The 16081-nt window shown below is 54.0% G+C and carries 11 protein-coding genes; 3 read left to right on the top strand and 8 right to left on the bottom strand.

Features of this window, described 5'->3' with window-relative positions; translation table 11 throughout:
* The first annotated feature begins 37 nt into the window (after positions 1 to 37).
* Genes ABGT88_RS05885 through ABGT88_RS05895 form a run of 3 tightly spaced genes read left to right on the top strand, consistent with a single transcriptional unit; the run spans position 38 to position 5616 of the window.
* Positions 38 to 2233 (top strand): choice-of-anchor J domain-containing protein, encoded by a 2196-nt coding sequence (locus ABGT88_RS05885; protein WP_346700969.1) that lies wholly within the window; start codon positions 38 to 40, stop codon positions 2231 to 2233.
* A 19-nt stretch (positions 2234 to 2252) separates the two neighbouring features.
* A complete protein-coding gene (locus ABGT88_RS05890) occupies positions 2253 to 4457 on the top strand; it encodes a S8 family peptidase (RefSeq protein ID WP_346700971.1) in 2205 nt (734 codons plus the stop codon).
* 16 nt (positions 4458 to 4473) lie between these two features.
* Positions 4474 to 5616 carry a hypothetical protein gene (locus ABGT88_RS05895; RefSeq protein WP_346700973.1) on the top strand — a complete coding sequence of 381 codons (1143 nt, stop codon included), beginning with the start codon at positions 4474 to 4476 and terminating at the stop codon, positions 5614 to 5616.
* A gap of 95 nt (positions 5617 to 5711) precedes the next feature.
* Here the strand turns inward: ABGT88_RS05895 and ABGT88_RS05900 are convergent, their stop codons facing one another.
* The 8 genes from ABGT88_RS05900 to ABGT88_RS05935 form a co-directional block, all read right to left on the bottom strand.
* A complete protein-coding gene (locus ABGT88_RS05900) occupies positions 5712 to 9065 on the bottom strand; it encodes a DEAD/DEAH box helicase family protein (protein WP_346700975.1) in 3354 nt (1117 codons plus the stop codon).
* Between the two features lie 27 nt (positions 9066 to 9092).
* Entirely contained in the window at positions 9093 to 10226 is a 1134-nt protein-coding gene (locus ABGT88_RS05905; protein ID WP_346700977.1) for a restriction endonuclease subunit S, read from the bottom strand.
* A gap of 4 nt (positions 10227 to 10230) precedes the next feature.
* A complete protein-coding gene (locus ABGT88_RS05910) occupies positions 10231 to 11727 on the bottom strand; it encodes a class I SAM-dependent DNA methyltransferase (RefSeq protein WP_346700979.1) in 1497 nt (498 codons plus the stop codon).
* Positions 11728 to 11909: 182 nt separating this feature from the next.
* Entirely contained in the window at positions 11910 to 12521 is a 612-nt protein-coding gene (locus ABGT88_RS05915) for a YqiA/YcfP family alpha/beta fold hydrolase (RefSeq protein WP_346700981.1), read from the bottom strand.
* 24 nt (positions 12522 to 12545) lie between these two features.
* The gene (locus tag ABGT88_RS05920; RefSeq protein WP_087407700.1) at positions 12546 to 12845 is read right to left on the bottom strand and encodes a glutaredoxin-related protein; all 300 of its coding nucleotides are present in this window, start codon (positions 12843 to 12845) and stop codon (positions 12546 to 12548) included.
* 230 nt (positions 12846 to 13075) lie between these two features.
* Positions 13076 to 13774 (bottom strand): flavodoxin, encoded by a 699-nt coding sequence (locus ABGT88_RS05925; protein ID WP_346700983.1) that lies wholly within the window; start codon positions 13772 to 13774, stop codon positions 13076 to 13078.
* A 143-nt stretch (positions 13775 to 13917) separates the two neighbouring features.
* Positions 13918 to 14949, bottom strand: a complete 1032-nt coding sequence (locus ABGT88_RS05930) for a FecR domain-containing protein (protein WP_346700985.1) — start codon at positions 14947 to 14949, stop codon at positions 13918 to 13920.
* A gap of 146 nt (positions 14950 to 15095) precedes the next feature.
* On the bottom strand, positions 15096 to 15674 hold the full coding sequence (locus tag ABGT88_RS05935; RefSeq protein WP_087407697.1) for an RNA polymerase sigma-70 factor: 579 nt from the start codon (positions 15672 to 15674) through the stop codon (positions 15096 to 15098).
* Between the last annotated feature and the right edge of the window lie 407 nt (positions 15675 to 16081).

Below are 16081 nucleotides of genomic sequence, written 5' to 3' on the forward strand. Positions count from 1 at the left end.
CCTGTCAAGGGGCAGTGCCTTATTTACTAATATAACTATGAAGAAAAACTTATTTAAAGGTTTCCTGTGGTCGGCCGCATTGCTTTTGGGTAGTGTGAATATGGCTGTCGCTCAGGAGTATAATCAGCGAATCGCCATGGAGGGTGTCGAGATGTATGGTATAGTGACCTTCTCGGCAATCAATCAAATCGACGAGATGACTCCGGGTATGTACAAGTTCGGGTATGACCAACAGTTCAAACCCGACGATAACGGAGTCTTGTTCAGTCGGTATATTGCAGGTGGCGGTGTATATCACGAAGGTAAAATCTATTGCAACGTATACAACGACGAGGCCAGCCTGTCTACCCAAAAACCGGTGTGGACCATTCTCGATGCCGAAACCTATGAGGTGCTTTCCGAAAAGGTGTTGCCCGACAACTGCGAGTGCACCACTACCTCGCTGGCCTACGATATAACCAACGACAAAATCTATGGTATTGTTGTCGATTTTACCGATTCTCATTTGGTCGAAATCGATCCCGTGACCGGCGATATGACCCGGGTAGGCGACAACTTTGATCGCAATCTGCGCTTTAAAACTCTGGTCTCGACAAACAACGGTATGCTTTACAGTATCGTAATCGATTCGGGCGTATCGAGCCTCTATAAAATCAGGAAGACCGATGGCCTGGCCGTGAAGGTAAGAGACATTACCGCCAAGAACCTGCTCGGCCCGGATGACTATCTGTTTAATAGCGCAACCGAACAGGCCATGTTCCTCAACCGCTCTACGGGCAAGGCCTATTGGATACTCGAAAGCAACAGCTACAAGCTGGACAGCGAGTATTCGCCCATCTTCGAGGTGAACCTCACGAATGCCGAGGCTACCATGGTCTCTTATTTGAGTCGTTGCTATCAAGTGAGCGGCGCTTGGTTCAAAGAACCCAACAACGGAGCACCGGGCATTATCTCTGATTTTGAATATGTAACCCCCGAAGAGGGGTCGGCAAGCGGCTCTATTCAATTCCGGTTGCCCGAGAACGATTATAGAGGCAACCCCTTCACCGACTCCAACTTGAAGATAAAGGTTGTCGAGGGCGACAAGGTGCTTGTCGACGCTACGGCTCAAGCCGGCACATTATTCAAGAGCGAGGAGCTTGCCTTGCTGAACGACAATCACACCGTATCGATTACCTTGTCGAACGAAAAGGGATCAGGGCCCACTATCCAACGGACATTCTATGCCGGTTATGACCTGCCTGCTGCTCCTACCAACGTAAAACTCTCTTATGAGGACCTCACGACCACGCTTACCTGGGAAGCTCCTACCACAGGCATGAACGGTGCTATTATCGACAAAGACAACATTCGTTACAGAGTAATTAAACAAACCGGTTACTACCAGGGTACCAATAGCGTGGTAGCCGAGAATCTTAAAGAGTGCACCTTTACCGAGACGCACCCCGCCGACATGAATTATTACAGATATTTCGTAGTCTCGACCTATGAGGGCGAAGACGGTGGCTATTCATTCTCCGAAGATCTTGTGCTCGGCTTGCCTCTCAATCCTCCTTATGGCGGACTGTTCTCCGAACCGAACGATATGTTTAGCTACTATACGCTGATCGATTCGAACGGTGACGGCTACTGCTGGAATTTCGATAAGAGCATCGGCGCTGCCATGTATATCTATAACGAAACGCAGGCTGCCGATGACTGGCTGATTGCTCCTCCCATCAATTATAAGAAGGGCGTAAACTATACCTTGCTGTTCAAAGCCTATTCGTCGATGGCCGAATATCCCGAGTCGATGGAGATAACATTCGGCAAAGGCCGCACTCCCGAAGAGCAGACCAAGCAGCTGCTCGATATTCCCGAGGTACCCAGTGTCGGCGAAGATAATCCGGTAACCGAATATAAAGTACCTATCACGGTCGACGAAGATGGCGTTTACTACTATGCGTTCCACGTGACCTCCGAGAAATTCCATGAGTATCTCCGCGTATTCGATATTCGTCTCGATGCACCGTCGGGTATCGAAACCGTGAAGGGCGAAGACAGCAAGCTCGTGATTACAACAGGAAAGAACAGCGTGAGAGTGGACAATCCCGATGGGCGGGCCGTTGCAATTTACAGCGCCGGCGGTATGCTTGTCGACTCGTTTACCGAGACGGTTTATGAGCGTTCGCTTTATCCCGGTATCTATATAGTCAAGAGCAATGACTCGGTTCAAAAGATTATTGTTCGGTAAGTCTTAATTGCAAATCAACATGAAGAAACTATTTATAGCGACGCTGCTCGCTATAATGTCAGTATCGGTATGGGGGCAATCCAAATTGTCCCCATACACGCGACATTATGTCGAGCGTATCCAGAAGGAGAAATTGGCCGAGAGCCGGAAACAGGGCAATGCTCTGCTCCAGAAGAAACTCAATACGCGGGGCCAACTGGTCATCCCGGCCTTCATTCACTTGAACGAAGGGTATACCCCCGACATCCTCACCCCTTGCGGTGTAGAGGTTCGCTCGGTCATCGGTCAGATACTCACGGCCGATATTCCCTTCGAGGCCCTGGACCAGGTAGCCGCTCTCGAGGGAGTGAAATATGTCGAGATGGGAACGCCCGTCAAGCCGAGACTCAACGAGGCCCGCAAGGATGCCCTCGTCGACGACGTACAAACCGGCGTATCGCTTCCCCAGGAATACCGGGGCAGTGGGGTAGTAGTCGGTGTGGTCGACAACGGTTTCGACTATACGCACCCCGATTTCTATACCCGCGACAAGAGCGAGTTGCGCATCAAGCGGGTGTGGGATCAGAACGCCTCGGGCACGGCCCCCGAAGGTTTCGACTACGGTTGTGAATACACCACTGCCGAGGCCATTCTCGCCAAGGGGTACGATACCGACCAGACCACCCACGGCACCCACGTGCTGGGTATCGCTGCCGGTGCCGACAATACCGACAACAAAGGTCTCTACGGTGTAGCTACCGATGCCGACATTGCATTGGTTTCGTACAACAGCAAGGATATGTACACGGGCGACAACACGGCCATCATCGACGGTGTGAAATACATCTTCGACTATGCCCAGTCGGTAGGCAAACCCTGCGTGGTGAACCTGAGCCTGGGTTCCTACTGGGGACCGCGCGACGGCTCCTCTACCTTCGACCGCCTGGCCGACGAGCTGCAAGGCCCGGGCCGCCTGCTGGTAGGTTCCAGCGGCAACAGCGGCGGTACGAAATACCACGTGAGCAAGACCTTCGAAGGCAATGAGCCCGACACGCTGGCCACATTCTTCGACTTCAACTATATCGACGGGCAGTATGGTACCGTCGAGGTGTGGGGCGATGCCGGTATGGATATTACCTTTGTCCCCATTACTTACAATGCCGGGGAAAACAAATTGCAGAAAGTTTACGAACCGGCCCGGTTCAGCGCGACCCAGTGCGACAATAAGGTATATAGTTTCAGCTATCAGGACGACGGCGTGTGGGGCAGTCTGGGCGTCGAGGGTGAAATCAATCCCGTCAACGGGAAAACCCACCTCATTCTCGCTCCCGACTTTTACTCCATCACCGAGGGCTACGACCGCGGCTTCTACATCATCTCGTCCAATCCCGGCACGATACACCTGTGGACCGACGAGTTCACCACTTCGCTCAGCAGCTACGACCGTCCCGGATTCCTCGACGGCAACGACCAGTCGTCCATGGACGAGCTGGGCGGCACCGGCAAACGCATCATCTCGGTAGGGGCTTATGTCTCTCGCGACCACTGCACGCAATACGGCATACCCTCCTATTCGGGCGAGACGTTAGACGCCCTGGCCTCCTTCTCGAGCAAGGGTCCCACGGCCGACGGTCGTGTGAAACCCGACATTGCCGCCCCCGGTACCTACATCATCTCGTCGCTCTCGAGCTACTACACGGGTAGCAAGCTCAAGTACAGCAGCGTTACATGGAACGACAAGAAATATGAGTTCGGCTATATGCAGGGTACCTCGATGGCATCGCCCTTCATCACCGGAGTCATGGCTACCTGGCTGCAAGCCTTCCCCGGCCTGACTCCCGAGATAGCCCGTGAGATTTTGCAGAAAACCTCCCGTCAGGACGATTTTACCGGCACAATCGATGGTGGGTCCAATCTTTGGGGCTATGGTAAAATCGATGCTTATGCAGGTATCAAAGAGTGTATCCGTTACGAGAGCGGCATCGACCCCAATCGCACCTCAAATGCCCACATCGTCATCGCCGACGGCAACCAGGTGCGTGTGCTCATGGGCTATGCCGACAGCCACATCGGTCTGCGTCTTTACAACCTGCAGGGAGCCTGCGTGGCGGCCCAAACCGTGGGCAACGCCTGTGCCGGCGAAGAGCTGACACTCTCCCTCGACGGAGCCGCTGCCGGTGTATACCTGCTGCAACTCTCGGGCGACAACACACAAACAATGGTCAAAAAAATAATTATTCAATAAATAAGAAAAACAGACAATGGTAAAGCATTTTTTACTGGCCACGGCAGTGGCTGCCGCAGCTTCGGTTTGCGCACAAGAAACAACGACAGTCCCCTCGATGAGTGAAATGACAGGCGATTTCATCGTTTTAAATTCACAATCCTATAATGGCGTGAAAAGCCTCGCGTCGATGAAGCCGTTCACCATCGAGCCGGCTGACAACGACTCGATTACACTCAGCGGATTTTATATGAGAAACTGCCTCGATTTCAAAGCCGAGTATAGCGAGACGACCGGCAAGATAAGTATCCCCGCCGGGACCCCTGTGTTCGATTTCTTTGGATCCTATTTGATTTATCTCTATCCCTGGAATACCGAGGACGAAGAGGTAATCATGCGCCCCATCGAATACAAATATATCGGCAACAACGTTTGGGAGTGTAATTCCGATTTGATGCTTGTGGCCATACAAGGAGAAGAAATGCAAATGTCCGTTTTCTCCAGCGGCTCGCGCATTGCTCGTTGCAATGGGACTACCAACAATACCTCATATGTAGGAACAGCCGATGAACAGGACGAGTATATCGAATCACGTCCTTCCTACGTCACCATCTCGGGCAATAACATCGATATTTACAACATTTTGCAGGCCGACCAGTATGGCTATGGCGTGCACCTGAGCGGAACCATCGATCGCACAGCCGGTAAAGTGTGGTTTGGCCATACTCTCACCGGGCAGGCCAATGATGGGAATTACCGTATCCTCACTGGCTGCGAGTATGACGAAGATACCAATATGCCCACCAAAGTAGCCTATTCCGGAACCAATAACTATGGCAAGGTGCGTGCCTCGATCGACCTCGAAAAAGGCGAAATCGCCATCGACCCCATGGCTATTTGGGTAGCCAAATATAGCGAGAGCGGCATCATGGTCGATGAGAATCAGTTCTACGAGTTTGTCAAAACGGTAAACGTGACTTACGACGTCTCCAAGACCGACATCTCGGCTATCGAGGCTCCCTCCATGACTAATGTCGAAAAAGAGGTTTCGCACATCGACTACTATGCCATCGATGGTCGCAAACTTGCCGAGCCGCAAGAAGGTAGCCTGGTCATCAAGGTTACTGTCTATACCGACGGCTCTCGCAAGGCCGACAAGATTGTCTACCTCAATCGCTGATTCGCTGTCGCAACCTCATAGCAAGGGGGTATCCGGCTGGCCGGGTGCCCCCTTGGTCTGTCTTTGAGGGTGGGGTATTGGTGTGCCGGCATTGCCTAAGCGGCGATTACCCGGCTGATGAGGCGCACATAATCAATCAGTGCCTTGGAACTGTCGCGGAATATTGTGGTGAACTGGTCGAAAGGTTTCTGTTGCAGCACCACGGTAGCAATGTCGCCGTTCTCGCTCACATAGCGGATGAGCTTGCGCAGATACTCCTCTTGCAGGCGGGTGAGTTCGGCCCCGTGAATCAGTTCCCGGTACTTTGCCAGAGCCACCTCCTGCTCGACCCCGATAATCGACCGGATGAATGCCGCTACGCTGTGCTGGTACGGTTTGGAGTGGGTTTGTGCGTCAAACTCTTCGCGCGAACCCAGCTCCTCCCAGAATATCTGCTCCAGACGGGCAATGTCGCTGCCGGTGAGCGGCTCCAGATGGTAAATCTTCTGCAAGGCCGTGTCGTCGGCCAGGTGCTCCTTCAGGTACTCCTCGACCCGGCGGCGGTAGGTGCGTATGGGGGTAATCTTCACCTGTGCCTTGTCCTCTGCAAAGGTGTCGCCGATATTGATGGTGAAAGTCTGTCCCGCCTGACCGCCGTCGAGATACTGCACCAGGTCGCGCAGTTCGATGCGGATGCGCTCGAGCGACTCCACACTCTTCGATGCCCAGAAGTGCGGCGACAGCACCTCGTCCAGTGTCGCCATCTTGGCCGTCACCTGGGGAATAGAGCCCTTTTTCTCCTTGAGGTAGCGGGCTATCTCGGTAATGCGCCGTTCGGTCGATGAGGCATTTACCGTCTCGTCGACCAGCGACAGTTGCGATTTCAGCACGAGGGCGTCGAATTTCAACGCCGCCACATCGCTCGTCGCGTTCTGGAACAGGGGGGCTATGTGGTTCTTCAGTGCCATCACGTCGCCCAGCGACAGGCAGGCCATCGCCTCGGGCCGCGCATAGGTCTCGACCTCCCGCATCTGCCGTCTCACATCCAGCCGGCTCCGGTTCAGCCCCGCTATCTGTTCGTGCAAGATTTCGCACAAGCGGTCGTGAAAAGCCTTGGTCTCCTCCAGGGCCTGATAGGTGGCATCCTGCAAGGCAAACTTGATGTCGACCCGCAGCCCGAACAAAATCCCTACGACCGATTGCGCCGGCTTGGGCCGCGCCCCCTCGGGGTTCATCTCGAAGTATTCGAAGTTGCGGTAGAAGTCGAAAATCAGGAACTCCTTCTTGTCCTGGCCCGGCCCGAACAGGTCGGCACACAGGCGGGTGCCCCGGCCTATCATCTGCCAAAACTTGATTTTCGAGTGGATGGGTTTGAAGAAGACCAGGTTTACTACCTCGGGCACATCGATGCCCGTGTCGAGCATGTCGACCGACACGGCTATCTGGGGCAGCTTCTCGCGGTCGGCAAACCGGTCGATGAGGTCCGAGGCATATTTCTCGTAGTTGTCGATTACCCGGCAGAAGTCGGGGCCCAGGTCGGGATAGAGGGCGGCAAAGCGCTCGGCAATGAGCTGGGCGTGCTTGTGGTTGTAGGCAAAGACGATGCTCTTGCCCACCCGCATGCCCTCGTCGAGGCGTATGCCGTCGGTCATCAGCCGGGTGAGCACATGGTCTACGGTATCGACGTTGAATATGTATTTGAATATCTCGGCCGCGCCTATCGTGCGGCTGTACGGTTCGCCCGGTTCCAGGCCGGCCATCATCTTCTCGTACTCGAAAATCGCCTCGAGCTCCCGCCGTTCGTCGGGCGTGAGCTGCTGGGGGGCGATGCCCTCGGTCAGAATCTTCGAGTTGTCGCGGATGACCGTGAAGGGGGTCAGATAGCCGTCGGTCACCGCCTCGTCATATTCGTAGCTGTCGGTGGGCTCGCCCTGTTCCATGCCGAACAGTTCGTAGGTCGAGCGGTCCACCTCGTCGCGCGGGGTAGCGGTGAGGCCCAGCAGCAGGCCGTCGAAGTAGTCGAATATGGCCCCGTATTTGCCGAACACGCTGCGGTGTGCCTCGTCGATGATAATCAGGTCGAATCGTCCCTGGGTGAATGTCTTCGAGTCGCGGTCCAGATGGCCTATCATCGTCTGGTAGGTCGAGAAGAGGATGCGGGCCGAGAGGTCGGCATCGTCGTCGCGCAGCGAGCTCACCGTCATCGACGGCAGCAGTCGCGTATAGTTTTTCTTGGCCTGGTTCACCAGCTCTATGCGGTCGGCCAGGAAGAGCACGTTTTTCACCCAGCCGTTGCGCACCAGCACGTCGACCAGCGATATGCTCACCCGTGTCTTGCCCGTGCCGGTAGCCATCACCAGCAGGGCCCGCCGGTGCTTCTCGTTGTAGTGCTTGCATACCGAGTAAATCATCCGTTTCTGGTAGTTGCGGTCGGTAATCGTGTCCGATATGTTCAGGTCGGTAATGTCGTTGCGGTGGCGCTGGGCAATCAGCCGGCGCAGCTCGTCGATAGAGTGGAACCCCATCACCCGGCGGGGCGGGTAGCCTATGCCGTCGATTACGTGGGTTTCGAAACCGTTGGTATAGTAGATGACGGGCCGTGCACAGGCATGGCGGGCAGCCAGACAGTCGGCATAGAGCTCGGCCTGGTGCCGTCCCTGCTGGGCATCGACACTCGTGCGCTTGGCCTCGACCACGGCCAGCGGGGTGCCGTCGGCATCGAACAGCACGTAGTCGGCATAACCCTCGCCGCTTGCCGAGGGCATGCCCTGCACCTCGATCTCTATTCCCGCCTGGCGGGGCACCACCTGGCCCTCCTGTTCGGCTACCTTCCAGCCGGCCTCGCGCAGCAGCAGGTCTATGTACAGGCGGCGCGTCTCGGCCTCCGACAGGTCGTTCACAACCGGCTGCGCCTGTACCGTGGCCGGTTGGGCCGTCGAGTGCTCCTCTACCGCCTCGGCCGCCGCTTCGGCCGCCTCGGTCGTGAGGGCGTTTATCTGCTCGGGCTGTGGCACGGCGGCCATACCGGCCGGGGGTACCGACTGGGGTATCAGTCCCTTGTCGAAGTCGGGCAGATGCTCTATCAACTGCCAGGCCAGCGCTATGGAGCCCACGATGTAGTAGAGGTTGAGCACCGCAAAAAACGACTCGCGGCGACCCACAAACCCGTCGCCCGCATGGGCGGCATTGTTGCCTATCTTGCGCACGTAGTGTATGCGCCGCATCAGGTCGGGGCTGTCGATAAAGGCGACAAACCGCTCGTCGGTGGTGAGCGTGAGCAGCGAGGTGCGCTCGCCCGTAGGCCACCCCTTCAGGCGGTAGATGGTCTTGACCAGCGTCTCGAGAGCCAGACGGGCATTCTGTGCCGAGATGACGGGCTCTGTCGCCTGGAAGTTTTCGGCCGTGGCACAGTAGCGGTATACGGTACCCAGCCCTGCTATCTCTTTGATGATGTCGAAATTCCTTTTCATCGCTGTTTCATGGTAGTCTTGTTCCGGTTAGTCGAAGTAGTATTGCATGCGCTCGGCCATCAGGGTTTGAGCCTCGGCCAGCTGGGCCTGCAACAGCTCTTTTTGCCGCTCGATGGCCTCGACCCGCTCGGCAAATTGCTGCTGAAGCGGGAGGGGAGGAACGGATATTTTAATATCTGAAAGTTCTTTCGAATTTATATTTGCTTGTCCAACGCTGCCTCGGGCTAATCGTCTAAGATAAGATTTCATTTCGGGTGTATTAAAAGCCTGTGCTATGTATAAAGGTAAAGATTTTTCTTCATTAAGTCTTATACGTATAATATACCCTGCAATTATCATTTCCTCTTCTTCCATAAAACAAGCAGTTTTACCTACCTTTTCTCTGGAATTAGTTCTGTTGAAAAGTATATCTCCTTTATGAACAATATACTTTGCTATTTCATTATCTGGTATATCTATGTATTTTATATCCTGGAAATCAAGGTGTCCATTATCTGTGATATTGCCCATACGTAGATATTTGTATTTTCCTCCGTCTACTGCTGGAGCGCTTGTTCCATAGTTTATGCTGGATGTAAGGGAGCCAAATTTTACAAAATTCCATTTTCTTTCATTGTTAACTACATCGCCAAACATATCGAGGAAGATGGACTGGCCCAACGTATCGAGGTCGGCCAGTTGGGCTTTGTATCCCTCTATCATCTTTTGCACGGCATCCAGTTCGGTCGCAATGGCCCGTTGCTCAGTTAATGGAGGAATAGGAATTTCAATCTTTCTCATTTTGGCTTGAGTAAGTTTTGGAACAATACTTCCTGTGATATACTCCATTAAATCCGAATAGTTTAGATAATAGCAAATATAAGAATCAATAATATTATTCTTAAATTGTAATATGTGGGCATGGTTATTAACCCAAATTTTCCCTTCTACAATGTATGCGGAATTTTCTTTTGCATTCCATTTACCTCCATCTTCTCCAAGTAAAAGATAACGCCCATCAAAAATATAATCATGGACATAATCTTGTAATCCAGTTGCTCCATAGTATGGATATATTCCTTTAATGCGATTCTCTTTTGATACAGGTTTCCTTTGAGAATCATATATATAACAAATCTCCCCAAGAGTTTTCTTTTCCCATTTCGTTTTATCCACCTTCATGGCCTTACGAGTTTAGCAGTTTTTTGAATTCGGCAAAGGCCTGGTCTATGGCCTTCTGCCGCTCTTCCATACGGGCGATAATGGTCTCGGGGGCATCGTAGACGATGGCCTGTCGCTCGACCTCGTGGTAGCGTTTGTAGCTGAGGTCGTATCCATTTTCGCGTATCTCGTCGGCCGGCACCAGAAACGACTGCTCCTTGCGGCTGCGGCCGGCCTCGCGGTCGAGGTGGTGGTAGCGCTCCACAATATCGGGTATGTCGTTCTGTTTGGGTGTGGGGGTGCGCTGGGTGGTGAGCGAAAAACCGTCGGCCCGCATGTCGTAGAACCACACCCGGTCGGTGCCGCCGGTGCCGGTCTTGGTGAAGATGACGATGGCCGTCGATACCCCGCTGTATGGCTGGAACACCCCGCTGGGCATGGCGATGACGGCTTGCAGGCAGTGGTTGTCGACCAGCGCCGAGCGTATGGTCTTGTAGGCCTGGGCATCGCCCGTGAGCACGGTGTCGGGCACAATCGAGGCGCATCGGCCGCCGGTTTGCAGCATGCGCATCATCAGGGCCAGGAAGAGCAGCTCGGTCTTTTTGGTCTTGACGGCAGCCCGCAGCGAGTGGGCTATGTCGTCCTGGTCGAGACTGCCGGCAAAGGGGGGATTGGCCAGGCAGAGGGTGTAGCGGTTGGTATCGTTGTTTTCGTCGGAGAGCGAGTTGCGGTAGTAGAGTTGCGGCTCGTCGACGTCGTGCAGCATCATGTTCATGCAGCCGATGCGCAGCATGGAGGCGTCGGAGTCGGAGCCGTGGAATATCTCGCGGCGGAAGCGCTGTTGCAGGTCGATGTTGAGCAACTGGTCGCGCTGGTGCTCCTCGATATAGCGGGCGGCCTCCATGAGGAACCCGGCCGAGCCCATGGCGGGGTCGCAGATGGTGTCGTCGAGCGTGGGTCGCATGAGCTCTACCATGAGGCGGATGATGTGGCGCGGCGTGCGGAACTGCCCGTTGGTGCCCGAGGCGGCCATCTTGCTGAGCATGTATTCGTAGACGTCGCCCATCATGTCGGCCCCGTCGGAGGCAATCTCCTCGATGCCCTCGACAACCCTCGACAGCAGCCGGGCGTTATTGATTTGAAAAACGGTATCCTCCATGGCCCGGCTGTAGGCCGACCCTATGCCGCCGATGTGCCGCAGGAAGATGAACACGTCGTTGCGCACCCGGTTGAGCATCTTGTCGGGGGCCATCTCTTTGAACACGTGCCAGCGCATCTCGCGGTAGGGCACCTCCTGGTCGGTCGTGGGGTTGTGCCACAGCCCGTCGGGGAAGGTGGGGTTGACCAGTGTGTCGCCGGTGAGGCTGGCGATAAGTTCCTTGCTCTGTTGCCTTTCGTCGAGCATCTTCATAAAGAGCAGATAGGTCATCTGCTCGAAGATGGCCGACGGTTGGGTGAATCCGTTATTCCAGAATGTCTGCCATACGGCATCTACCTTTTGTTTTATTTCGCCGGTAATCATATCGGGGTATTCGCTTGCTTGTAAATTTTTGTAAAGATAGTGAAAGTCGAGAACAAGGAACCAAACTGGTTTGAGTTTTTGCCAAGCCGTATCCTAACACTACAAAGATACAAAAAGAGTTGTGGTGTGGCAAATGAAAACGGATGGTTTTCGCAAGCGGGGGCGGCGGGGAGAGCCGGCGGCTACCAGGTGGCGTAGCGGTCGATGAGCTGCACGACCAGCGGCACGTAGTAGCGCAGCACCTCGTCGGGGGTAGGGGTGTGGGCTCCGGGGAAGTGGAAGGCGTGGGTGTAGTGCTCGAGGAAGAGGGGTTCGTAGTGGGCCAGCGTGTCGCTCGTGCCGAAGAGGCCCCAGATGCGGTCGCGGTTGGCGGAGGAGTCGTAGTCCCACTGGTGCTGTTGCAGCCGGGCAAACTCGTCGATGAGGGGCTGGTCGATGACGAAGTGCTGGCGGCCGTCGGCACGCGGGGCTTTGTATTCGTGGGGCCCGAGGCGCGGGGTGAGGAAGCGGGTCATCTCGAGGTGGGGGTTACCCAGCAGCGCGGGCAGCCCCAGGCGCGAGGCCACCATCTGGGCCAAGAATGCGCCGTTGCTGTTGCCCACAATCGCGGCGGGGTGGAGTTGCAGGCATAGCCGATGGACGAGGTCGAGCGCCTCGCCGGGGTGCAGCGGCAGGTCGGGCGCAACTACCCGGGCTTGCCCCGCGAGACCTTGAGTCAAGGCTTGGGCAGGCGCACAGGCTCCCGCGGCGAAGAAGCCGTGGAGGAAGAGAACGAGAGGCATGGCCGTTTCCATAGGGCAGAGGTGTGTGTGGCGGGGTCAGCAGCCGCTGCCGTCGAGGTTGCAGGCCGAGCCGTCGGCCACGGGGCGGGCGTGCAGGCCGGCCTCTTCGGCCACGAGGGTGACGGTGCCGTCGTCGAGTACGAAACAGGGTATGCCCACCGCTCCTGCGCGCTTGGCGCCGTCGAATGCCGGGTGGGTGTCGCGCAGCCGCAGAAAGGCTTTGAGGTCTCTCACGTGCCGCCCGATGTCGATCACTTCGTAGCGGCTGTTGCCTTTGACCTGCTCCTCGACGTAGGTGCAGTCGGGGCAGGTGCTCATGCCATATATCTTGATCATAACGGTTATTCCGATAGGTTTCGTGGGACAAATGTACAAAAAGTCGGGAGCCGAATGGACGCCTTGCCCGACTTTTTTTCTGTGGCGGCACCTCTTCTTCGTGGGGGAAAAGGGGTAAAAAAAGTTCGGCCCGGGAGTTGCGGGGCATCCCGAGCCGAGGGACCGCCCGTGTACCGTGGGAGGGGGAAAACGATACGCGGGAGGGAAGTAGTTGGGGGCGATAGTAGTTCCTATTTGGGCAGGCCGACTTCGTCCAGCCAATCGGTGAGCATGGCGTGACAGTCTGAGGTCTGCGACGAGCGAATCCAGAGGCTGGGCGACAGGAACCGGCCGTTGGGAATCAGGCGCCGGGCGTCGGCCTCGACTCCGCTGATTCCGCTGCTGGCGCTCGACACAATCAGCCCTATCTGTTTGCCGGCCATCCGGGAACCGTAGTTGAACAGGAAGGTCTGCAGCGGGGCCGCCATGTTGCTCCACCAGAGGGGAGCCCCCACGACAATGGTGTTGTAGCTGCTGAAATCGACCTCGACGGGGTCGATGGCCGGGTAGGAGGCGGCATCGTCGGGGTTCTCGCGGATGGCGGCAATCAGGGCGCTGCCTATGGCATAGTTGTTGGCCGCATAGTCGATGCCCTTTTGGGCCGGTTCAACCCGCACCACGTCGGCATTGACGAGCTTTTGCAGCTCGGTCACAATCGTGTGGGTGTGGTTGGTGTAGCTGTAATAGACAATGAGGGTATGCCCCAGGACGGAGTTGGTGTCGCCGGGGGTGTCGGTCGAGTCGGAGGGGACGACGTCGGGGTCGTCGGAACCAGAGCCGCTGCCCGAGTTCTCGGGTTGTTCGCCGTTCGAGGCCGGTTCGTCGCCCTTGCAGGCCAGAGCGCCCCAGGCCAAAGTCATTGCCAGAAAAAGATAAACGAGTTTCTTCATACGTCGGTACAATTTTAGGTTACATCATCGGGTGGGGCGACCGGTCGTCGGTCTCTCACCCTCGAGGGCAAAGATAGTGCCTGTATGAGAAATCCGGTTTGTTCAGCAGTTCAAATTGTTTTGTTCATCGGCTCAATCGGGGCCTATTTCCTGATTTTGGAGACTTGGTATACCTTCTTGCCCTTGACCTCGTTGTGTTGCTTGCTTATGTCTTTGCACGAGATGGCGTTACCCTCTTCCAGGAGGTCCAGAATTTCGCTGAGCGATTCGTTCTCGAAGGTGGCATGGTAGGGGTAGCTGTTGATTTCGGGGTCCTGGATCATGAATTTTACGTTATACTTCTGTTCCAGTTTGTTGAATACCTCTTTGAGGGTGACATCCCGGAAGATGGTGATGCCGTCGATCCAGGCGTAGTTGTTATAGACATTACCCGGGCGGAGGGAGTAGGAGTTGTCGGCCTTGTTGTAGTTCAGTATTTCGCCGGGGCTCATGGCAATGAGCTTTTGGGTGATGTGGTCGGTTATGTTTACCCGGCCTTTGTCGAGCGAGACATAGAGGCTGCTCTCGTTGGGATAGGCGTTGACGTTGAATCGAGTGCCGGTGGCCGTGACACTGATGTGGTTGGTGTTGACGATGAAGGGGTGCTGCGGGTCGGCATTGACCTCGAAGAAGGCTTCGCCCTGAATGAGCTCGACCTGCCGGACGTTGCTGTCGAACTGAACGGGATATTTGAAGGAGGTCCCTGAGTTGAGCCAGACGGTAGAGCCGTCGGACAGTTCGACCGAAGAGGTAATTCCGTAGGGGACCGAGATGGTCTGCATGGCTGTCGGGCGGCCGGCAGAGGACCGATGTGCGTTCTGGTTGTATAGATAGAGGGTGGCGATGAGCAGGGGAATGAAGAGTATGGCGGCCGCCCGGTACATGAAGTTTGTAAAGGCAGCGATTCGGCTCGAGCGTTGCTCTTTGCCGATTTTTTCGAAGAATCGGCTTTCGGCTTTGCGCGTGTCGATTTGAGCCGGATTGAAAGCCGGATGGGTTGCATCCCAAATGTTCTTTAACCGGCGGAACTCGGTCTTGTTTTCTTCACACTCGTTCAGCCATGCCGTAAAGGCCTTTACATCGGCCGGGTCGGCGTTTCCCGAGAGGATTCTGGTTATTATATCTTCGTTTTTCATTTTACCTTCTGCTTTTAGTTGACACTGAAATACCTAAACCTATCGTGAAAATCGTATGTGCGATTTTGAAAAGTCGTCGTTTGAGATTCATCGATTATGTACCATTTGTTTAAGTATGACGATTGAGTAGGGTTCATCCACAATTATCAAATGAGAATAAATAATAAGAAAGGAAAAAAATCATTTAACAACACTTTGAGATGTTTTATGGATTTGGCGATTCGGACTTCGACGGTCCGTACCGAAACCTGTAACTCCTCGGCTATCTGTTGATATTTCATTTCGTGTATTCTACTCATCTTGAATGTGGTTTTTTCTTCTTCGGGCAGCATCTCTATCGCCTCTTGCAGTTTGGCATTAAGTTCGGAAAACAGGATGTATTCTTCGGTATCGTTGATTTCCAGGGTATTTTGTCTGGTGACAAAATCGGTATGCTCGTTTACTATCTTGTAGTGCTTTATTTCGTCGAAGCAACTGTTCCGGACCGCTCGCAGGAGATAGGATTTGAGCGATTTGATTTGGATACTCTCCCGGTTGTCCCAGATGTAAAGGAATATATTCTGAACGATGTCTTCGCAGACTTCCTGGTTTTGTATGATTGTTCCACCGTATAGAACAAGGTCGTTGTAATACTTTGAAAATAAATAAGAGTATGCGTCGTGTTCCCCTTTTTTGAGCGCGACGATCAACTCGAATTCGTTATCGTATTGTATTATCCTCTTCATATATCGTTTGTGGATACCGCCTTTTTTTGATTGTTGCAAATATAAAGCGGAGAGATTTATTTATCAATATTTATATTTTAATTGTTTGATAAAAATTATATTCTTTTGAATAATAGCTGTTTAAATGTGGTTCCGAAAAAACGCATTGGCTCGGAACAAAAAACGATGTTATTTTTGAAGCCTCGTTGTTGTGGTTGCCGGGCCGTTAATCGTCCTATTTATACATTGCAATGGAAAAACCTTTTATGTCTAATAAAAATATAGTTATGTGTATGAAGAAAATAGTTTGAATTTTGAATCTAATACTTGGAACCAAGTCTGTTTGAGTTTTTGAGGAAAGAGTAAAATGTTTTTAGTGTAAATAGTGTTTAACTCTATGTCTTAATCTATATGAATAAAAAATATTT

It is taken from the genome of Barnesiella sp. An22, from assembly GCF_963931395.1.
In the GTDB taxonomy this organism is placed as follows: domain Bacteria; phylum Bacteroidota; class Bacteroidia; order Bacteroidales; family Barnesiellaceae; genus Barnesiella; species Barnesiella merdigallinarum.